Here is a 21706-nt window from a genome sequence, read left to right on the forward strand (position 1 = left end):
CGGTACGAAATGGGACTGATCAGCCCAGCAGGCCACTCAATCCGCCACCGAGGTTCGGCGGCAATTCGCCGTTTTCTCCCAGCATATCCTGCAGTCCGGCAGGCAATGCCGGATTCTGAGGTTTCTTGACGAAAGCCGAGCCGGCAGCCGAGCCGGTTTTGCCGGCCAATTTGTTGCGCAATGCGAGCTCTTCGGCCTCGCGCTTCATCGGGTTGCCGGACTTGGAGCCCTTCTTCTTAGACTTCTTGCCGTTCTTCTTGACGCCTGTGGCCGGGCCGCCGAAACCGGGAATGCCGCCGCCTGCGCGGTTGCTCATACGCTTCATCATTTTGGCAGCTTGCTCGAAACGCTGCAGCAAGGCGTTGACCTGAGAGACGGTGACACCAGCACCATAGGCGATGCGGGCGCGGCGTGAGCCATCGATAATCTTGGGATCGCGTCGCTCTGCCGGGGTCATGGAACGGATGATAGCTTCGGTGCGGTCGATCTCGCGCTCGTCAAACTGTTCCAATTCCTTGCGATGCTGTGCCATACCGGGAATCATGCCCAGCAGGCTCTTCATCGAACCAAGCTTGCGGACCTGCTGCAGCTGATCGAGGAAATCGTCGAGACCGAATGTGCCCTGCGACATTTTCTCAGCGGCCTTGCGGGCTTCCTCTTCATCGAACTGCTTTTGCGCCTGTTCGATAAGGGTGAGAATATCGCCCATGTCGAGGATGCGGGAGGCCATGCGATCGGGATGGAAGACCTCGAAATCCTTCAGGCCTTCACCTGTGGAAGCGAACAGAATGGGCTTGCCGGTTACGCTGGCCACGGACAACGCCGCACCGCCGCGAGCGTCGCCGTCCACCTTGGACAGGACCACACCGGTGAAGTCCACACCCTCGTCAAAGGCCTTGGCAGTGGCGACTGCATCCTGGCCGATCATGGCGTCAATGACGAACAGAATTTCATCAGGCTGCACGGCATCGCGGATATCGCGGGCCTGCTGCATAAGCTCGGCGTCCACACCCAGGCGGCCTGCGGTATCGATAATTACCGTGTCATACAACTTCTGCTGTGCCAATGCGATGGAGTCGCGCGCCACCTGCACCGGATCGCCGGTGGTAAGGCCCGGAGCGGAAACTGCGTCGCCGCCATCGGACTGCACGCCCTTTTCAGGCGCATACACCGGAACGCCCGCCCGTTCGCCCACCACCTGCAACTGGGTGACGGCGTTGGGGCGCTGCAGATCGGCTGCGACCAACAGCGGTGTGTGACCGGAATCCTTCAGCCAGTATCCTAGTTTGCCGGCAAGTGTGGTTTTGCCAGCACCCTGCAAACCGGCCAGCATAATGATGGTGGGCGGCTTCTTCGCAAAATTCAAAGGGCGGTCCACGCCCTGTCCGAGGATATCTGTCAACTCGTCATGGACGATCTTGACAACCTGCTGCGCCGGGTTCAGTGCCTGCGAGACTTCGGTTCCCAACGCACGTTCGCGCACGCGACCGGTGAAGGCGCGCACCACGTCAAGTGCCACATCGGCATCGAGCAGAGCGCGGCGAATCTCGCGTATGGTGCCGTCAATATCGGCTTCGGAAAGTTTACCTTTGCTCTTCAAATGCCGGAAGGCGTTCGAGAGTCTATCTGTCAAAGAACTAAATGCTGCCATAATGCTCTCCAGTCTAATCGGCGCGTCGGAAAAGCGGGCCGCGGCTGGCGAAATCAAAGATGACATGTTACGCCGGCAGCTGCTCAAAGCCGTCATCATGACGATATGTATCCAAATGTGAGTTAAGTCATAGGCATAAATGGGAAAGTGTGATGCAGGTCATACAAAACCCTGCGAATTGCCTATGAAACCGTGTTACGGTAGCTCATAACCGATACGCAACGGTCCGCGGACATGGTTTCGCAGCGAGCGCGAAACCGCCGGGCGCAACTGGCCGAGCAGTATCGCAACACCAACGACGGGACTACAAGTCCGGTAGGCAAAGGAGCTACTCATGGCGAAAAACGTTATTCAGTTTGGCTTCGACAGCAAGTCGGCCAACGAGCATAAGGAAGGCACCATCAAAGCCGGTGTCGCTACCGTCAAGGTGCTCGAATCCTGGGGTGTCAAGCATATCTACGGCATTCCCGGCGGTTCGATCAACTCGCTGATGGATGCGCTGTACGTTGAGCGTGACAACATTGACTACGTCCAGGTGCGTCATGAGGAAGTCGGCGCGCTCGCCGCCTCCATGCACGCCAAGTACACCGGCCATATAGGCGTATGCTTCGGTTCGGCTGGCCCCGGCGGCACGCATACGCTCAATGGCCTGTATGACGCCCGCGAAGAGCATGTGCCGGTCTTGGCCCTGATCGGCCAGTTCGGCACCGTTGGCCTGAACTGGGATACCTTCCAGGAAATGAACGAGAACCCAATCTACGCTGATGTGGCTGTCTACAACCGTCAGGTGTCCACCGCGGCGCAAATGCCGCACGTCATCGACGAGGCGATTCGCCAGGCGTATGCCAAGCGTGGCGTTGCCGTCGTGCAGCTACCGGTCAACCTCGGCTGGGAGGATATCCCCGAAGACGGCTGGTATTCCGCCGCCAATGCATTCCGCCGCTTCCCCAAGCCGCAGCTCAACGAAGCCGATATCGATGCGGCTGTGCAGATCCTCAACCAGGCTGAGCGTCCGGTGGTGTTCGCGGGCATCGGTACTCGCGGTGAGCATCAGATCGTGATGGACCTGTGCCGCAAGATCAAGGCTCCGCTGGCCAACACCGGCATCAGCTTCGATAATTTCCCATCCGATTTTGAAGTGCTGTTGGGCAGCCCGAACCGTGTGTCCACCAAGCCGAGCGTGGAGGTCTTCCCCGAGGCTGACACTGTACTGTTCGTCGGCAACAACTATCCGTTCGCCGAAGTGTCCAATCTTTTCAAGAATGTGAAGAAGTTCGTGCAGATCGACATCGACCCGTCCAAGCTGGGGAAGCGTCATTACACGGATGTCGCCATCTTGGGCGATGCCGGTGACGCCCTGCGTGCGATCTATGAGAAGGTCGACGAGAAGGACAGCACGCCATGGTGGCGTGCCAATGTGGCAAACGTGGCCAATTGGAACGCCTACGTCCACAAGTTGGAAACCAAGACCGACGGCGATCTGCAGCTGTATCAGGTGTACAACGCCATTAATGAGACCGCGGACGAGGACGCCATCTTCTCCGTCGACGTTGGTGATGTGACCCAGACCTCGATTCGTCATCTGCACATGAATCCGAAGCAGATGTGGCGCACCTCCTCGCTGTTTGCCACGATGGGCATCGGTCTGCCGGGTGCGATTTCCGCCAAGCTGGATTTCCCCGAGCGTGAGATTTGGAATCTCGCCGGCGATGGTGGCTTCGCCATGACCATGCAGGATTTGGCGACGGCCGTGCAGTACGAGCTGCCGATGATCAACGTCGTGTTCGCGAACAAGCAGTTCGGCTTCATCAAGGACGAGCAGGAAGACACCAACCTGGGCTACCTTGGCGTGCACTTCATGGATGTGGATTACGCCGCCGTGGCGCGCGCCATGGGTGCCGTTGGCTACACGCTGACCGAAATCAGCCAGGCCAAGGAGATTTTTGCCAAGGCCAAGGAAGATGTGCGCAACGGTAAGGTGGTGGTGATCGACGCCAAGATCAGCGGCGACCGTCCGCTGCCCGCCGAAATGCTGGAGCTGGAACCGCGCCTCTACTCCGACGAGCAGATCGCCGCGTTCCGCGAGCGTTACGAGGCCGACGAGCTGCAGCCGTTGAGCTACTTCCTGGAGCGCGAAGGTCTGGAAGCCCACATTGCCGTAATCGAGCAGGGCGGCTTCTAATCCCCTAGAGACTTCATTGTCCCACTTCCTCCTCATGGTGGGGCGGCACGTAAGTGCCGCCCCACCATATTCATATATGGAACGAGGTATGGTGCCTGCGGTATGCAACGAGCCCCATGGGCAGTGGACGCCGCATGGGGGATTGGGGTATGGGGACGGGCGACACCGTGTTCCTGGCCTGCCGCGTAAGCGCTGCAAAGCGGCCAGTGCGGTTAGGCCAGGCTCCAGGACGAACCTTGCGGGCCGTCCTCCACAACGATGCCGGCGTTCTTCAAGGTATCTCGAATGGCATCTGCCGTAGCGAAATCCTTGGATTTGCGGGCTTCTGCGCGAGCTTGCAATTGAGCCTGGATAAGGGCGTCCAACGCTTCGGTGGCGGCATCGTCGGTATCACCGTTGGACTGTTGGGCGCTCCACGGTTCGGCCAGCGGGTCAAGCCCCAAGGTGTCGAGCATGGCACGTACGGCCAGTACCGAGTTCTCCAACGCCTGCTTGGCGGTCGTGCCCCATCGGGCGGCCGCTTGCGGTACGTCGTCGCGCCCGGACTGCACGGCGTCGAGAATGCTGTTGCCCTCGCGGATGGCGGTGAAGATGGCGGCCGTAGCGCCGGACACGTTGCAATCCTCGTTCATAGCGGACACGAAGTCGTTCGGCAGTTCGTCGGCGGTGACAGCTCGCACATGCTCGACGGTTGGCTGCTCGATGACCGCACCGGCGCGATCGAGGAAGTTGCTGATGCGCTCGAAGGCGCTGTGCGCTTCGACCAGCGTCTGATCTGACCACTCCAGCATCGAACGATACTGGACGCTGCCCAAGGCATAGCGGACCACCCACGGGCTATGTTCGGCGAGCACGGCGGGAACGGACAGGCCATTGCCCAGGGACTTGCTCATTTTTTCGCCCTTGGCGGTCACCCACGCCGAATGCATCCAGTATTGCGCGAATCCCCAGCCTGCGGCCCGGCTTTGCGCCATCTCGTTTTCGTGATGCGGGAAGCGTAGGTCGAGGCCGCCGCCGTGAATGTCGAAGGCGTCGCCCAAATAACGGTGGCTCATGGCCGAGCATTCCAAATGCCAGCCGGGGCGTCCCATGCCAAATGGTGTTGTCCATCGTGCCGATTCAGGATCGGAGGGCTTCGGAGATTTCCACAGCGCGAAGTCGCGGGGATCATGCTTGTCGTCCGACATATCGGCCGGATCGGCGGGGTTGTAAGGATCGTTGCCGGACGCGTCGACGCTCGGGCCCATGGCGTCGGCCACCGTGGCGGCATCGTCGGCCGGCGCAGCCGTGCTTTGTTTCTGATGGGTAAGTTCGCCGTAATGCGGCCAAGAGGGAACGTCGAAATACACGTCGCCCGTGGGATTGCCGGCGTCGTCACGCACCATGTAGGCGTGCCCGCGTGCGATCAGTCGTTCCACCAGTGCCACCATGTCCGTGATGTGCCCGGTGGCTCGCGGCTCGACGCTCGGCGGCATGAGGCCCAATGTGTCATAGGCTTGGGAAAACTCGCGTTCGTAATGGTAGGCACGCGCCCACCATTGTTCGCCGGCTGCAGCGGCCTTGTCCAAAATCTTGTCGTCAATGTCGGTGACATTGCGCACGAACGTCACGTCGTAGCCCAAACGCATCAGCCAACGGCGCACGATATCGAAGGCCACACCGGCGCGGATGTGTCCGATGTGCGGCGCGCTCTGCACGGTCGCCCCGCACACATACATGCCGACCTTGCCGGGGTGCACCGGCGTGAACGGCACGACGCTATGGCAGGCGGTGTCGTACAGGCGCAGGCTGCTCGCCGCCTCGCACAGTGACGGCGTTGCGGACGGGTCGGAACGTTGGGATTCTTGGGCTTTCGTCATATGAGTAAGCGTATTCGCGTTAGGCGACAAGAGCCGCTTGGGATTGCCCAGTGTCACAATGGAAACATGCCAACATCGCAAGTGCTTATGCTTCAGCATGCCCCATGGCAGCGCCCGGGGCGTATTTTGGAGAACCTGGAAGACTTGGGTGTGGCCGCCAGCGTGGTAGATGTGTCGCGGCAGAAGAAGCCCGATTGGCCGGATTTTGATGAGCTGGCGGGTGTGGTGTTTTTGGGTGGTCCCATGAGCGTGGCCGATACGGACAAATATCCCGGATTGAAAGCGGAAGCCAAACTGGCGAAAGCGGCACTCAGCGTAGGCAAGCCTGTGTTGGGTGTGGGGTTGGGCCATCACATCGTTGCCGTGGCGTTGGGAGCGAAGCTTTCGACAATGGACGAGCCGGAAATCGGCTTCGATGCCATCAAGCGCATGGATAAACATGACTATTTTTCCATGTGGAACAAGCAAATGCCGGCGTTGCATTGGCACCGTGAGTGCGTGGGGCTTCCCGCAGGCGCACAGTTGTTGGCGCGATCAAGCCAGAGTAAGGTGCAGGCATACCGGGTGGGGTCGGCGCTCTGCATGCAGTTTCATTTGGAAGTAACTTCCACCATGTTTGAAGAGTGGCTTGTCGAGCCTGCGATGGTCAAAGGCATGAAGAAGTCCAGGATTGCGACGCTGCGTGAGGAGTTCGCCGCCGTCAATCCGCATATCCAATCGTTTGCCGACGACGTGTTTTCCGGATTCGCGGCACGATGCCGCACATACGCGCAAGCCTTGGAACGATAGGAACGACCCGGACGCTCGCCAGTCCGTCGTGGATGTGAGAGCGGCCTGCTCTTGATGGTGTCGCCAGGTTGCCTTGGCGGTCGCCTCGATGTTCTACGGTGGGAAATTATGCCGACGTATGATTTGGGTTTGGAACAAGTTTCGCTGTCGTTCGCCACGAAAACCGTGTTCACGAACGTCACGCAGGGCGTATTCGAAGGCGATCGCATCGGCATTGTGGGCCGCAATGGCGACGGCAAATCGACGTTGCTGCACTTGTTCGCCGGCACTCAGGAACCTGATTCCGGGCGAGTGACCAAACGCGGCGGGCTGACCTTCGGCATGCTGGATCAGCGCGACCCATTGCGCGATGAGCAAACCATTCGCGAAGCGGCATTGGAAGGGCGTGCCGATTACGAGTGGGCAAGCGAGGCTCGTTCGCGTGAAATCGTGCAGGCATTGCTGGGCGGTATGAGTTTGGAAGCCAAAGTTGGATCGTTGTCGGGCGGGCAGCGACGCCGCGCTGATTTGGCGCGATTGTTGCTCAAGGATTGGGATATTCTCGCTCTCGACGAGCCGACCAACCACTTGGACGTGGTGACCATTCATTGGTTGGCCGAGCATTTGCGGCACCGCTGGGCTTCGGGGCAAGGCGCGTTGCTGGTGGTGACGCACGACCGCTGGTTCCTCGACGAGGTATGCGAATCCATGTGGGAAGTGCATGACGGTGTTATCGACCCGTTTGAGGGCGGCTACAGCGCGTATATGCTGCAGCGGGTGGAACGTGAGCGTCAGGCGAATGTTCGCGAGGAACGCCGTCGCAATCTTGCGCGCAAGGAGTTGGCATGGCTGAGCCGTGGCGCTCGCGCTCGTTCGACCAAGCAGAAGTTTCATGTGAAGCAGGCGCGTGAGTTGATCGCCGACGTGCCGCCGATGCGCAATGAGTTGGAATTGCGGCAGATGGCCACGTCCCGTTTGGGCAAGCAGGTGGTCGATTTGATTGACGTGACGCAGATTTATGAGCGTGACGGGGCGTCTGGCGTGGATCCCGATGTGGCGGCGATGGAACGTTCGGCGTCGCAGGTCGATGTGGTGCCGGCGCTCTACGCCGAGCCGACGGTGCAGGGGTCGGTGGAGATTGCGGTGGATACGCGGGGCGAAGCGGATGATTCGTCGGATACGGCGGCGGCGCGACATGTCACCGTGTCGGGCCGTAAGGTGCTGGATGATGTCACTTGGCTGATTGGTCCTGGCGACCGTTTTGGCATTGTGGGGGCAAACGGCGCGGGCAAGTCCACATTGCTCAAGATCTTGGATGGTTCGTTGACGCCGACTTCGGGTCGGGTGAATATCGGCAAAACCGTAAAATTCGCCGTGCTTACCCAGCAGTTGGATGAACTGGAGAAGCTGGGTAAATATAAAATCAAGGAAGTGCTCAGCCGGTACAAGCCGAGTTATGTGGTAGACGGCAAGGAGGTCACGCCCGGGCAGCTGATGGAGCGTTTGGGATTTGCCAGCGCACAGCTGATGACGCCGATTCGTGACCTGTCGGGCGGGCAGAAGCGTCGTATGCAGTTGCTGCTGATTTTGTTGGATGAGCCGAATGTGCTCATTCTTGACGAGCCGGGCAATGATCTGGATACCGACATGCTGGCGGTGATGGAGGATTTGCTGGATACGTGGCCCGGCACCTTGATTGTGGTGTCTCATGACCGGTATCTGCTGGAGCGCGTCACCGACCAGCAGTTTGCGCTGATCGGCGGCAAGGTGCGCCATCTGCCCGGCGGTGTGGACGATTATCTGCGGATGGTTGAGCAGGCGCAGCATGCTGGCGTATCGGGGCAGTCTGCCGGTGCGGCTGGCGGCGGAACGGCTGCCGGTGATGGCGTTGCATCGTCTGCTGCTGACGGTGCTGCGCCAACGCAGGATGTTGCGGGCAAACTCACGGGCAAGGCATTCCACGAGGCATCGAAACGCGTCGGTGCGATTGAGCGCAAGCTGGCGAAGCTGGAAGAGCGGCGTGATGCGCTGGAAGTGCAGATGGCGGGTCATGACCCGAGTGATTATGTGGGCCTGGGTGAGCTGAACGCGCAAGTGCAGGAGGTGCGCGGGCAAATCGAAGAACTGGAGCTGGAGTGGATGGAGCTGTCCGAACAGTTGTGATGCGTGATTGGTGACGCCGTGCCTTCGGCGAATAATGAGACACTCCGTCTATCGCATCGATAATTGTAAAGATAGTATACTTGCAGCATCCTTGTCGCCAGAGTTGGCGATATCAAACGACGATACAGAAGGAGCTGTATGAACGGGGCATCGTTGAAGAAAGGTGTGGCTGTTGCGATAGCGGCATGTCTGTCCGCCGCAATGGCCATAGGCGGACCGGGTGCGCTCAAGCCGACGGCGGCATGGGCAGATTCGTCGGTTGCTGCCGCTGGCGAAGCGCAACAGGGGTATAAGCTGTATCCCACGCCGCAGTCTATTGCGTACGCTGACGGAAGTCAGGTGTTGCGAGGAGCGGCCACTACGGTTATCGGTTCGTCCATCGATACCGAAACCGTGGGCCGTTTGCAGGAAGCGTTGAAACTGCAAGGGATTACCGCTACCAGGGCGCAGGATATCCCGCAGTCCGGCACGGTGTTCTTAATGGGTGTGCACGGCGCTCAAGGCGATGTGGCCGATGTGTATCTGAACGAGCATGCCAATGCGTTGGGTGTGGATGCGGACACGCTGTTCTCCAAGACCGATGCTTACGTGTTGGCTTCGGTGCCCGGCGGCGAGGGGAAGCCGGATGTGGTGCTGATCGTAGGTAAGGATACCGATGCGGCATTCTACGGTGCCACAACGTTGTATCAAATATTCCAGCAAATGGGTGATGCCTCGCTGCGCGGCTTCGTCATCAAGGATTATGCCGACGTGAAAAGCCGTGGTTTCATCGAAGGCTACTATGGCAACCCGTGGAGCGTGGAGGACCGCGTCAACCTGATGAAGTGGGGTGGTTATTACAAGCTCAACGCCTACGTATATGCGCCGAAGGATGATCCGAAGCATAATGCGAAGTGGCAGGAGCTTTACACAGACGAGGAGCTGCAGAACATCACCAAGGAAGCGGTGGCCGGCAATGAGTCGAAGTGCCGCTTTGTCTACGCGCTGCACCCGTTCATGAGCAATCCGATTACCAGCGCGAACTATGACACTACCGTGGCCAAACTCAAGGCCAAGTTCCTGCAGGTCATCGACAAGGCCGGTGTGCGCCAGATCGCGATTCTCGCCGACGATGCCGCAGACCAGGGCCAAGCGTTATATACCAAGCTACTTGAAGATATGACCGGTTGGTTGCACGGGTTGCAGGCGGAGAAGAACGCCGACGGTACGGCGAAGTATGCCGGACTCAAGGACACCATCGTGTTCTGTCCGCCGAACTATATGTCTTGGGGCGAGGCATGGTACAAGAACCTGCCGAGCACCGTGCAAGTGGTGAACACTGGCGGCGAAGTGTGGGGTACGGTGAACAACAACTTCACTTCCAACTTCACCAAGACGTCCGGAGTCTCGCCGTTCATGTGGATCAACTGGCCGTGCTCCGACAACACCAAGTCCGGTTTGATTATGGGCGGTCACGACAGTTTCCTGGGCAAGGACGTCAAGCCTGGCAATATTCAGGGTCTGGTCTTGAATCCGATGCAGCAGTCCGAGCCGAGCAAGCAGGCTATTTTCATGGCGGCTGATTTTTCTTGGCATTTGTGGACGGCGAATACGGACACCAATACCATGTGGAATGATTCCTTCAGCTATGTCGATCACAATTCGCCGGTGGCGACCAAAGGCTCGGATGCCTTGCGCGAGCTGTCCAAGCATATGATGGAATCCGCCAGGAAGAGCGGCGACCAAGGCGAATCCGCCGAGATCAAGGACACGCTGCTGTCGCTGCAAAGCAAGCTGAACAACGATTCGGTAACCGCGCAGGACTATGACACTATCGCGGGTATCTTCAGCAATCTTGCGCAGGCGGCCAAGACGTACCGCGCAAATGCAGGGAACAAAGACATGCTCAATCAGATTGTGTACTGGATTGACACGTGGGATGACGTTACCGAAGCCATGCAGCACTTTGTCGATGCCGGCAAAGCTGCATTGGAAGGCAATGTTTCCGAACTGGTGAGCAACTATTCCCAAGGCCAGGAGGCTTATCGGCGTTCGCAGACGCATGGGTTCCATTACGTGGATCACACGGAATATGCCAAGGTTGGTATCGCGTATATTACACCGACGATTGCCGCATTGGATTCCTACCTGTCTGCGGCGGTGCAGAACGCGGTTGATCCGGATGCGATCACGCGCACGTTCATTACCAGTCGTACGGATACGCCGGTTGGTTCGACAACCCAGGTCTTCGACGGCAACACTAGCACCGCTGCGAGTTACCGTGACCCTGCCGCAATTGCTAAGGGTACGACCATCGGCGTGAAATACAGCAAGCCGATTGATGTCAATGATGTGTCGTTCACCATGGGTAGCGGCAAGAACCACATCTATCACGCCCAGCTGCAGGTGTCGTATGATGCCAAGTGCGCTGATTGGCAGGATGTGTCAGGTGCTACGTTCAACCAGGAGTATTCCAATGCCCTTGTGACTTACTCCAAGGATGGGCTGGGGTTGAAGAACGTGTATGGTGTGCGGTTGATGGCCACGCAGGATAACGGCATCGATGCGTATTTGGATGTTAACGAAATCGTGGTGAACAAGACCGACGACACGACGCCTGGGAACGATGCCGCGGTTTCTCTGCAGTTGGAAGGCATGACGGCTGGCTCGGGCACATGGGCTCAGGAGCATGCCTTGGATGGCGATGCCAGCACGGTGGCTGCATTCTGGGCGACGGCGCAGAAGGACCAGCTTAAGGCCGGCAATGCTGTGGATTTTGTGTTCAGCAAGCCGGTGACGCTTACCGGAGTTTCCGTGACCCGCGATGCCGGCGCTACCAATGATTTCCCGTCTAGCGGCGTGTACGAATATCGTGCTGCCGATTCTGACGAGTGGAAGCAGTTCGGCACGGTGTCCAACGACACCACGCAGACGGTGACGTTCTCCGATGGACCTCAGACGGTAAGCGCGGTGCGTTTGCGCGTGACTGCCGACAAGGCTGTGTGGATGCGCATCGCCGAGTTCACGCCGCAGTATGCGGCGACGGGCAACGAAGAAGCACCCGTTGCCAGCGATGGTGTGGATACCGGCGATATACAGGTACTGCACAAGGATGGCGAAGCGAGCATTGCTTCAGGTTCGGTGACGCTCAAGCCCGGTCAGTATGTTGGCATCGACCTCGGTTCGATTCGTACCGGTGTGACGGTTGATTTGGGCAGCACTGTTTTGCATGGCGCCCAACTAGTCACGTCTACGAACAAGCTGGGATGGGATACGCTCAACACGTCCAAGGCCGCCAAGGCAGCCAGCACGTCTCGTGAGGTTGGCGTCAACGCTCGATATGTGGCGGTGCGCAATGCCGGCCAAGCTGATGCGGCAGTGTCGCTGAAGAACCTTGTCGTGCAGTACACCACCATCAAGAACCCCTCGGTGTTGAGTTCCACCATTGGCTCGGCCAGCAATCCCGATCGCATGATTGACCAGGATTTGAGCACCGCCGGTGGATACAACAGTTATCCGAAGAAGGACGACACGATTGTGTTCGACCTCGGCCAGGAGCGCACCATCACGTCGCTGAAGTACGAGATTGCGGAAACCAGTAAGGACTTCATCCGCAATGCCGTGGTGGAAGTGGCGGATACTCCGGATGCTGAAACGTGGACGCCACTGCTGAAAATCAATGATGCCGCGGTGGACAACGCCTATAACGAGGACACTGCCAAGCAGGCTGCATGGTTGACGCATGACAGCGCCAATCCAGGCAACATGTATACCGCCAATCCCAAGGATTCGACAACCTCGGGAAACACCAATGATCCGAACGGTACGGAGCCGCTGAACGCGAAGGGCCGCTACCTGCGCGTGCGCTTCACCGCACCGTACGCCTATCGTTGGGTGGCCGGTGATTTCATCATCAACAACGGCGCATATGTGAGCAACTATGACGGTGGGGCATTCGTGCAGTCCGGCAACGGCGAAGCGGACAATATGAGTCCGGCGAACCTGCTCGACCGTGACCTGAGCACCGTATGGGCGCCGCGCGATGACGAAGGTACCTTGCAGTACAACGTGGATACGCCGATGGATGCGGACGGTAAGGGATATCAGGGCATTCGTTTGGTGTCTCAAGGTACGCCGTCCAACGCCACGGTGACTGCCGAACTGTACACGGACGACACGTTCAACGAGACCACCAAGGTGACGCTGGGGACGTTAAGCCAACCGGTAACTGATTTCCGTTTTGCTGCGGCGGTGAAGAAGGCTCGTGCCGCCGGAGAATCCGCCACGGGCATCGTCAAGGACATCACCGTGCAGTGGGAGGGCGGCGCCAAGCCGGTGCTTTCTGAAATCTACCTGCTGTCTTCAGCGCCTACGGCTGATGCGGACGTGGTGGCAGCATTGCAACAAGCCATCAAGGATGCGCAGGGTAAGAGCGAAGAAGTATCCACGTGGACTGCTGACACCAAGGATGCGTATGATAGCGCGCTGGCTGCTGCTCAGGCTATTGCCGAGCAGTCGGTTCAGGGCACGCTGACAGACGATGTCATCAAGGCTGCGACCAGTGCCCTCAACAGTGCTGTGCAAGGCGGTGTGGTGCGCTATACCGGTAAGGAACTGTCGCAGCTGGTTGAACAGGCTGTTTCCAACGAGGATGGCCGGTACAGTGCGCAAAGTTTCAATGATTATGCGGATGCGCTCAACGATGCTCAGGTGGCGTTGAACGATGCGCAGAATCTATCTGCTGAGCAGGGCGAGACGTTGGCGGAGGCGCTGAAGAACGCCAAGGCTGCGTTGACGTTCAATGAGGTGACCTACCAGCGAGCTTCGGCTGCAGTGCAGGACGCGCAGCAGTTCGCCGAAGCCGATTACACGTCGGCCAGCTACGCGCTTTTCAAGCAGGCGGTGGAATCGCTGTCTCAGGCAGTGGAAGCCGCCAAGGATGACGCTGCCAAGCGTGATCCGAAGCTGTTTGACGTAGATGCTGTGTATACGGCTCAGCAAGCACTGGTGGATGTGACCTTGCTCAAGCAGGAGCGCGCCGCATTTGAATTGACCAATGCCGACGACTACAAGGCTGGATATGCCGCTTACAAGGATGCCTATGACAACAGCACGACGTTGCTGGACAACGGCACCGTCAAGCAGATTGCCGATGCAGTGAAAGCATTGCAGGAAGCCCGCCAGGCGCTGGTCATCGACGATGCGATTGTAGGTGTGGCAGCACAGGCTTTGCAGCATGAGGATCAGTACACGGAGGCGTCTTTCGCCGCGCTGAAGAGTGCGTATCAGGATGCCACCGCAACCAATAATGCCACGCTTGAGCAGATTACGGCGCTGAAGAACGCCTACCAATCGTTGGTTGATATCAGTGCGCTGCGAGCCAAGGTGAATGCTATCACCAGTGCTGCGTTGCGTGCGGAGGATTACACGGCGTCCAGCTATCGCGCGTTGAGCGATGCGCTTAATGCCGTGCCGGAGCAGTATCGCAACGGTACTAATAATTCGGTGGCCTCGCTGTTGGTAACGCTGGAGCAGGCGCGTCAGGGACTGGTGAATGTGACAGTACTTACCGATGCGATCAAGGCTGCCCAGGGGCTTAATAGCAAAGATTACACTGCTTCCAGCTGGCGGATGCTGCAAGGGGTGCTTGCTTCCGTGCAGCCGTTGCTGGATAATGCCTCGGCACAGAGCATTGCCGAAGCTGCCGCACAGGTACGTGGTGCCATCGCCGATTTGGTGAAGGTTCAGCAGAACCACGATGCTACGCAGAACCATCAGTCCGGAACCTCGCAGAAGATGCCGGATAGCGGTGCCGTGGTGATGTCCATCGCAGTAATCGTGATGGTCTGCATGGTGCTTGCTGTTGTAATGCTAGCGGTACGCCGCATGCGTCGCTAGGCATTCCCTGCATAGGAGGCTTTGTAGAGTCCCTAGCAATTGGTGGGGGCGCAAGTCTATGGACTTGTGCCCCCACCCGTTATATCAGGGTTCTACAGAAAATGTTGCCCAGTGTGTAACTGTGGTCGAAAAGAAGCCATGGAATTTATGCGTCGATATACACGTTGTGTATCTGCCGCAAAGCTCGTATTTGGGCAATAATATGGTGCCATGCACGCTCATGCATGACGGCGTTTACCGTAATACATGCCAAGCCAGAATGGTCTTGCTTACTGGAGATGTAATCGATATTCACAGCCCGACGTGCAAACAATCCGCAAATGCGGGTCAGCACGCCGGGCTGATTTGCTGCCAGTATGGTGAGGCGATACGAGCGAAGTTCTGCTGCGGTGACACTAGTTGCACTCTGTGGGCTACTGTCGGCCTCGACTCCAGTTGCGCGATTGACGGCGATGGTGGCGTCATCGGATTGCCTGGACAGCGGGGTAATGCCCGGCAAATACGTCACGTCGTCATTCGCAGCGCCGGCGGCCACCATTGGCCATACTTCGGCAGTTTGGCTCACACGGCAATCAATCAACACTGGGCGATCCGTGACCGTCTTGGCGTGTGCGATGGTTTCGCGTACCTCTTCGGGTGTTTCGGCACGCAATCCCACGCAACCATACGCTTGGGCCAAGCGAACGAAATCCGGGACGGGTGCGGCTATATGCGCATCGGTGCCATTGCCATCATATAAGTCGGTATGGGAGTAATGGCGCTCATAAAACAGGCGTTGCCATTGCTGCACCATACCGTAGGCGGAATTGTTCAGGATCATTATGCGAATCGACAAACGAGCCTGTACCGCCGTGGCAAGTTCTTCACTGGTCATTTGGAAACTGCCATCGCCGTCGATGAGCCAGACGGGGGCGGTGTGGCCTTCGTCTTCACGGACGCCGGCATTCGCGGCAAGCGCGGCGCCAATGGCCGCTGGCAGTCCAAAACCCATGGTGCCCAAACCGCATGAGGATACCCAATGATTGGGCTGATGGAAGGCGATGCATTGGCTGGCCCACATTTGATGTTGTCCCACGCCCGAAACCCATATGGTGTCTGGCGAAGTCTGCCGTGCGAGTTCCTGCACCACCCATTGCGGGGCCAGTGTGCCGTCGATGGGCTTGCGGTAATCGAGGGGATATTGCTCTTGCCAGGTGCGTAGCTTGCGCCACCATGCGTCACGGTCGGGCGCGGCTTCACGGGAGAGTACATCGCGCAAGTGCGCGCACCAAGCGTTGAGTACGGTTGCTGCGTCGCCGTGCATTGCAAGATCAGCCTTACGGTTTTTATGTATTTCGGCGGCATCGATGTCGATATGGATAACGGCGGCGTGGGGTGCGAATGCGGAGAGTTTGCCGGTGACGCGATCGTCGAATCGTGCGCCCACCACAATAAGCAAGTCGCAATGCTGCACCGCTCCTATGGCGGCGATGGTGCCGTGCATACCTATCATGCCTAGGGCATGTGGATCGTTGTCATCGATAATGCCGCGTGCCGGAAGTGTGGTGACAACCGGAGCGTCGCTCAGCGTTACCATCTCGCGTAAGGCTTGTGCCGCCCGCGATCGCACGGCGCCTCCGCCTACGTAGAACACTGGTCGTGCGCTGTGTTGCAGCATGGCGCTGGCCTGATCCAACTGATGCTGGCAATCACTGCGCCTGGTAGCATCAGCGTGGTTTGGGTTGGCATAAGAATCGCCTGCGTCGACGTTCTTGCGCTCCGGCATGGGAACGCCGTCATAATGGCATATGCCTATTTGCGCGGTTTTCGTAATATCCACCACTACTGGACCGGGGCGGCCCTCTTGGGCGATGGCATAGGCTTCGGCGAGCACATGGGGGATGTCTTGGGCGTTGGTGACTAGGTAGGAGTGTTTGACGATGGGGTAGGTGATGCCGGTGATGTCGGCTTCCTGGAAAGCGTCCGTGCCCAGCACGTCGGCGGCGACTTGGCCGGTGATAATCACCAGCGGTACGGAATCGAGATGGGCGTCCGCGATGGCGGTCACCATATTGGTAGCCCCCGGTCCGGAGGTGACGATGCAGACGCCCGGCTTGCCGGTAACCACCGCATAGCCTTCGGCTGCATGCCCGGCGGCTTGCTCGTGACGAGTAAGGGTAAAGCGGAATGCCGTATCATCGGTCATCGCATGATATACCGGCAAAATCGCGCCTCCGGGAATGCCGAACACTTCGGTGACGCCAAGGTCTTCCAAGCCGCGGATGACGGCCTGCGCGCCGGTTAACTGACCGTTGGTGTGAGGGCGGTCGGCGGTCATGGTTACTCCTTGCTACGGTTACGGCACTATGGGTTATAGTGCGGTTAGGGTATGGCGCGTTGGGTTGCGACGCCGCATACGGACAGCCAAGGCATGTTACTTGGACGTGTCCAAACGATGCCATGCGTCCTCGGCAGCGGCGAGCTGCGCCTTGCGCTTGCTGGAACCGGTGCCGGTACCGACAATGTCGTCATTGGTGCCGAGCATCACGTTCGCCGTGAATACGGGAGCGGACATGGGACCGTCGGTAATGGTGTCGTATCGTGGCTCGCCCAAGCCCATGGAATTGGCTTTCACGGTAAGCGAAGTTTTCCAGTCCAATGCGGGGCCTTCGGTGGCAACCTCCGCCAAGGTGTCGTCGATAAGATGATGCACTACACGGCGGGCTTCTTCAATGCCGTGGGTGACGAAGGTTGCGCCGATTAACGCTTCGACAATATCGCACAGAATCGAGCTTTTTTCAGCTCCTCCCGCTCGCCGCTCGCCGTTGCCCAGCAAAATATATGGGCTGACATGCAGTTTTTCGGTGGCGATATGTGCCAAGGAATCTTCGGATACCGCTTTGGCGCGCATTTTGGCGAGATCGCCTTCGCTTTTATCGGGGTGCGTGGTGAACAGCGTTTCGGTGGCTACCAATTCCAGTACGGCATCGCCAAGAAATTCCAATCGTTCATAATGCAGCGCGCCCTCATGTTCATGCGCAAAGGAACGATGAGTCAGTGCCTGTACCAGCAATTCGGGGGGAATGGTGGTGCCCAGGGCATCAAGCAGTGCGTTGCCGTCGTCGGTATGGTCGCCGACGCTGGTGCGCGTCGCAGCATGGTCGGAAGCATTGGCAACAGCGTCATGACGTGTGGCATGGTTAGACGGTGGCGTTGCCGGTGTGGATGCCACAGTGGCGGAGGAGGACGGGTCGATACGTCGAGTGCGTGCGGTCATGATCAATATGCTCCTGTGATGGAAGGGATATGCAAAGACCCCGCCACCCGTCGATGGCAGGGTCTTTGGTTGCCTATTCAGTCGCTCACTTGGTGTGGGCGGAACGAATGGCTTCGCGATAAACGCGGCCACGGAAGGAACCGCAGCTCGGGCAAGCCATGTGCGGCAGCGCAGGAGCATTGCAGTTCGGGCAGTTCACGGTCTGCGCGGCAGACGCTTTCCAGTTGGCGCGACGCGAGCGCGTATTAGCGCGCGAGGTCTTGTACTTAGGCAGTGCCATGGTTTTCCTCTATTTCGTTCAAACGTTTGAGCTTAAGCGTTCAAGATATTAACGCATGGTGCGTACAAAGCATGACGATGAACCATTGGTGGCGTGTTTCACTGCTGTTCGGCTTCCAACTGCGCCTTCAGCGCCGCCAGCTGGGCGAAGCGAATATCCGTCGTATCGTGATGATGATCTGGTTCGTCGTTGAGGTTGACGCCGCACTGCGGGCACAATCCCAAGCAGCCTTCATCGCATACCGGCTGCAAGGGCAGCGACTCAACCAACACGTCACGAATCAGCGCCTCGATATCCACGAACGCGCCGTCGGCGCTCATCGGATACACGTCCTCGGCCTCATCCTCGCCGGCGATGATATCGCGTTCGCCGTTGCGTTCTTGGCGTGCCAGCCGAGGATCGTCGCGATAGGGGAACAATGCGGTGGCTTGCGCCGTCCACACGCGGCGCAGCGGCGTGAGGCAGCGCGTGCATTCGGTGTGAATCGGCACACTGAGTTCGGCGTTCATCATCAGCCCGTCCACCAGGGAATCGATGGTGCCGCGCACATGAATCGGTTCGTTTTCCCGCACGCCGATAATGTCGTCGCCGATGCCGCTGGGGGCGGGAAAATCTTGGTCAATGTCGGCGCTGTTGCCGGGGCGCATGGCTACTTGCGCGACGGCAATGGCCCACGGCGAATCGGCTGGTCTGCTCATCGGTATTCCTCTCTGCTGGTGGTTGTGCTTGGATGTGGTGTCTTGGGAGATCAGAGACCGTGCGAAACTGCGCGGGTGTATCATGGCGTACGCTGTTTCGGGATTGGCGCCTGATATCCGGCCTGATTCGTGGTTAGTGAGTCGTTTCGATATCCTCGTCATCCAGGCTGGGCAATTGTTGTCTGGCTGCCTGCTGGCGGTCGCGCAGCACTTGCAAACCACCCTGCAGATCATGGCTGACCTTGTCCAGCTGCTGCTGCAAGCCTTCCATAACCGTCACGCAGTATTGGTCGGCGCCGCGCGTCAAATGATCCGACTTGGCTTGCGCCTGATCGAGCATGTCTCGTGCGCGATCACGGGCAATATTCGTAATATTCTCTTGCCCTGCTAGGAACTGCGCCTGTTCGTTGGCTTCGCGCACCATATCCGCCGCCCGGCTTTGCGCCGAGGAGATAATGGCGTTGGCTTGTGTCTGGGCGCTTTCCAAACGACGTTCCGCCTCACGCATCAAGGCCGACGCGCGTTCCAATTGCACGGGAAGCATTTTCTTGAGTTCGTCCAGCTGTGTCTGCATGCGTTCGCGGTCAACTTTCACCGTACCGGAGAAGAATCCCAAGCCGGTTTTGGCATTGTCGAGTTCTTCTTCCAGCGAATCAAGGATGTCGTACACGGTGGTGAATTCGGCATGGCTGGGGGATGCTCCGTCCGGAGTGCCTGCGGACGATATTGTGTCGCGCAGGTCGGGGAGATCCTGCATGGCGAACAGGGGGCGGACCGAAGTGGCTCCCGCTTCGCCCGACGATTGCGTTGCGCCGGTAGTCATGGTGTCCGCGTCGCGAGAGGCTTCGGCGGTGTGATTGTTGCGGTATTCGTTCGTGTCGTCCATCAGTGCCTCTTTTCTGTGTGCAGAGCTTCGTGTAGCAATGGAATCACGCAATCCGGCACCATGCCGGTAACATCGCCGCCGTGTCGGGCCACGTCTTTGACGATGGAGCTGGAAATGTATTCTACTTGGGGATTGGCTGGCAGAAACAGTGTTTCGATATCGGCCAGCTTGCGGTTGACGAGCGCCATACTCAACTCGGATTCGTAATCGCCGGTTTGCCGCACGCCTTTGACCATAACCGGAGCGCCGACTTGCTTACAGTAGTCGGCAATCAGCCCCTCGGTAGAGGCGACGCGCACGTTGGGGGTATCTAGTGTTGCGGTGGCGCGGCGGATGATGTCCATACGGGTATCAATGTCAAACAACGGTGTTTTGGCAGCATTGATTGCCACGACGACATGGACTTCGTCAAACATGCGCGTACAGCGCTTGATGACATCCAAGTGTCCTGCGGTGATGGGGTCAAACGACCCTGGGCATACGGCGATGGTCATAGCCACAAGCCTACCGCGCGCTACGGGCAGCGACGCTCTATGATGGATTCAGTGAGTCGCGCGACCAACGCGGCGTCGATATGCAAGGAGCATCATTATGAAGACATCAATCCGGTGCGTGCAGGGATGGTCGGCCGTGCCGGCAACCGATGAGGCGGAGCCGTTGGGGCCACTGTCTGATCCTGGCGTGGGGACGGGTGCTGCGGTGCTGGAGCGCCCCGAAGTCGAGGAGCGAACCGAACGCACCGATGACGGCGACGCCGATCGTTTCGCGCATTACGTGTCGCGCGATCGGATTGCCGAATCGCGCATGACTGGTCGGCCTGTGGTGGCATTGTGCGGCAAAGTGTGGGTACCCAAGCATGATCCTTCGCAGTATCCGGTATGTCCGGATTGCAAGCGTATTTACGATGAGATGGGGCGTCGTTAGCCTGTGCCACATCGTGATTTGTAGGGTGGCTGGCTGGCGCATCCCATAGTTCGGCGACGGTGATAACGCGAGATGGGCGGCGTGTCGTATATGACGACATGCCGCCCATTGGCATAAGTAATCGGTGTGGGCGATTACACTTCGCGAGCTGCGATGGCGTCAATGGCACGCAGCTCTTCCTCGCTGAAGGTGGTGTCGCGCATCGCTCCCAAATCATCGAGAATTTGCTCTGGACGAGATGCTCCCACCAGCACTGAAGTGACGGCTTTGTGATGCAGCAGCCACGCCAGAGCCATGTCGGCCAGCGTCTGCCCGCGCTGGTCTGCGATGTGCTGCAGGTCGCGGATTTGCAAGAGCCGTGCCGCGGTTAAGTCGCCGGAGTGCAGGAACCGGCCGTCGCTGGCGATGCGGCTGTCGGCGGGAATGCCGTCAAGATAACGGTTGGTGAGCAGTCCCTGAGCCAGAGGCGAATAGGTAATCAGTCCCTTACCAAGCCGTTCGGCGGTGTCTTTCAGGCCATTGCGTTCCACGGTGCGGTCAAAGATGTTGTACCGGTTCTGGTTGATGACGAAAGGCACGCGCATGTCGGACAGCAATGCCGTGGCACGCTCCAAGGTGTCACCATCATAATTCGATAAGCCCACGTACAAAGCCTTGCCGCTGGTTACCGCCTGCGCCAGCGCCCCCATGGTCTCCTCCAGGGGTGTGTCCGGATCCATGCGGTGATGGTAGAAAATATCCACATAATCCAGGCCGAGGCGTGCCAAACTTTGGTCCAGCGACGCCAGAAGATACTTGCGGCTGCCGAAATCGCCGTAAGGGCCGTCCCACATGCGGTATCCGGCCTTGGAACTGATAATGAGTTCGTCGCGGTGATGGGAGAAGCATTCACGCAGGATCTGCCCCGCGTGGATTTCCGCAGAGCCGGGTCGTGGGCCGTAGTTGTTCGCCAAATCGAAATGGGTAATGCCATGGTCGAAGGCCGTGCAGGCCATGTGTTTCATGGTGTCATATGGTGTGTGATCGCCGAAATTATGCCAAAAGCCAAGCGAAATCGCCGGCAGCATCAGCCCAGAGTGACCGCAGCGGCGATACGTCATAGTGTCGTATCGGGTGGGATTCGGGGTACGCCAGTCGTCGTCAACCATAATGCTCCTTCGTT

Annotated in this window: 14 protein-coding genes; 5 read left to right on the forward strand and 9 right to left on the reverse strand. The window is 58.6% G+C overall.

Annotated features, from left to right (window positions below; all coding sequences use genetic code 11):
* Positions 1 to 19: 19 nt before the first annotated feature.
* Positions 20 to 1651, reverse strand: a complete 1632-nt coding sequence (ffh, locus tag AC1AWK_RS07140) for a signal recognition particle protein (protein ID WP_476569344.1) — start codon at positions 1649 to 1651, stop codon at positions 20 to 22.
* A gap of 334 nt (positions 1652 to 1985) precedes the next feature.
* On the opposite strand from ffh, the gene spxB reads away from it, so the two are divergent.
* Positions 1986 to 3833 (forward strand): pyruvate oxidase, encoded by a 1848-nt coding sequence (gene spxB, locus AC1AWK_RS07145; protein ID WP_476569345.1) that lies wholly within the window; start codon positions 1986 to 1988, stop codon positions 3831 to 3833.
* A gap of 212 nt (positions 3834 to 4045) precedes the next feature.
* Here spxB and cysS read toward each other — a convergent pair whose 3' ends face one another.
* Complete coding sequence (cysS, locus tag AC1AWK_RS07150) at positions 4046 to 5692, reverse strand: cysteine--tRNA ligase (RefSeq protein WP_476569347.1); 1647 nt, start codon at positions 5690 to 5692, stop codon at positions 4046 to 4048.
* A gap of 66 nt (positions 5693 to 5758) precedes the next feature.
* On the opposite strand from cysS, the gene AC1AWK_RS07155 reads away from it, so the two are divergent.
* From AC1AWK_RS07155 to AC1AWK_RS07165, 3 genes are all read left to right on the forward strand, one after another.
* Positions 5759 to 6481, forward strand: coding sequence for a type 1 glutamine amidotransferase (locus AC1AWK_RS07155; RefSeq protein ID WP_476569349.1), 723 nt, complete (start codon positions 5759 to 5761; stop codon positions 6479 to 6481).
* A 108-nt stretch (positions 6482 to 6589) separates the two neighbouring features.
* Entirely contained in the window at positions 6590 to 8623 is a 2034-nt protein-coding gene (locus tag AC1AWK_RS07160; protein ID WP_476569351.1) for an ABC-F family ATP-binding cassette domain-containing protein, read from the forward strand.
* A 138-nt stretch (positions 8624 to 8761) separates the two neighbouring features.
* Positions 8762 to 14500, forward strand: a complete 5739-nt coding sequence (locus AC1AWK_RS07165; RefSeq protein ID WP_476569353.1) for a beta-N-acetylglucosaminidase domain-containing protein — start codon at positions 8762 to 8764, stop codon at positions 14498 to 14500.
* Between the two features lie 145 nt (positions 14501 to 14645).
* Here AC1AWK_RS07165 and ilvB read toward each other — a convergent pair whose 3' ends face one another.
* The 6 genes from ilvB to coaD all read right to left on the reverse strand — a co-directional run bounded on the left by ilvB (position 14646) and on the right by coaD (position 20114).
* A complete protein-coding gene (ilvB, locus tag AC1AWK_RS07170; protein ID WP_476569355.1) occupies positions 14646 to 16817 on the reverse strand; it encodes a biosynthetic-type acetolactate synthase large subunit in 2172 nt (723 codons plus the stop codon).
* 96 nt (positions 16818 to 16913) lie between these two features.
* On the reverse strand, positions 16914 to 17756 hold the full coding sequence (gene rnc / locus AC1AWK_RS07175; RefSeq protein WP_476569357.1) for a ribonuclease III: 843 nt from the start codon (positions 17754 to 17756) through the stop codon (positions 16914 to 16916).
* Between the two features lie 85 nt (positions 17757 to 17841).
* Positions 17842 to 18036 (reverse strand): 50S ribosomal protein L32, encoded by a 195-nt coding sequence (gene rpmF / locus AC1AWK_RS07180; RefSeq protein WP_476569358.1) that lies wholly within the window; start codon positions 18034 to 18036, stop codon positions 17842 to 17844.
* A gap of 98 nt (positions 18037 to 18134) precedes the next feature.
* Positions 18135 to 18734: a YceD family protein gene (locus AC1AWK_RS07185; RefSeq protein WP_476569360.1), complete on the reverse strand. Its 600-nt coding sequence runs from the start codon at positions 18732 to 18734 to the stop codon at positions 18135 to 18137.
* 133 nt (positions 18735 to 18867) lie between these two features.
* Positions 18868 to 19557: a cell division protein gene (locus AC1AWK_RS07190; protein WP_476569690.1), complete on the reverse strand. Its 690-nt coding sequence runs from the start codon at positions 19555 to 19557 to the stop codon at positions 18868 to 18870.
* 62 nt (positions 19558 to 19619) lie between these two features.
* On the reverse strand, positions 19620 to 20114 hold the full coding sequence (gene coaD / locus AC1AWK_RS07195) for a pantetheine-phosphate adenylyltransferase (RefSeq protein WP_476569362.1): 495 nt from the start codon (positions 20112 to 20114) through the stop codon (positions 19620 to 19622).
* Positions 20115 to 20211: 97 nt separating this feature from the next.
* Between coaD and AC1AWK_RS07200 the strand changes: the two genes are divergently transcribed.
* A complete protein-coding gene (locus AC1AWK_RS07200; protein WP_476569364.1) occupies positions 20212 to 20544 on the forward strand; it encodes a DUF3039 domain-containing protein in 333 nt (110 codons plus the stop codon).
* A 134-nt stretch (positions 20545 to 20678) separates the two neighbouring features.
* Here the strand turns inward: AC1AWK_RS07200 and AC1AWK_RS07205 are convergent, their stop codons facing one another.
* Positions 20679 to 21692 (reverse strand): aldo/keto reductase, encoded by a 1014-nt coding sequence (locus AC1AWK_RS07205; RefSeq protein ID WP_476569366.1) that lies wholly within the window; start codon positions 21690 to 21692, stop codon positions 20679 to 20681.
* Between the last annotated feature and the right edge of the window lie 14 nt (positions 21693 to 21706).

The organism is Bifidobacterium sp. LH_491 (genome assembly GCF_056356495.1).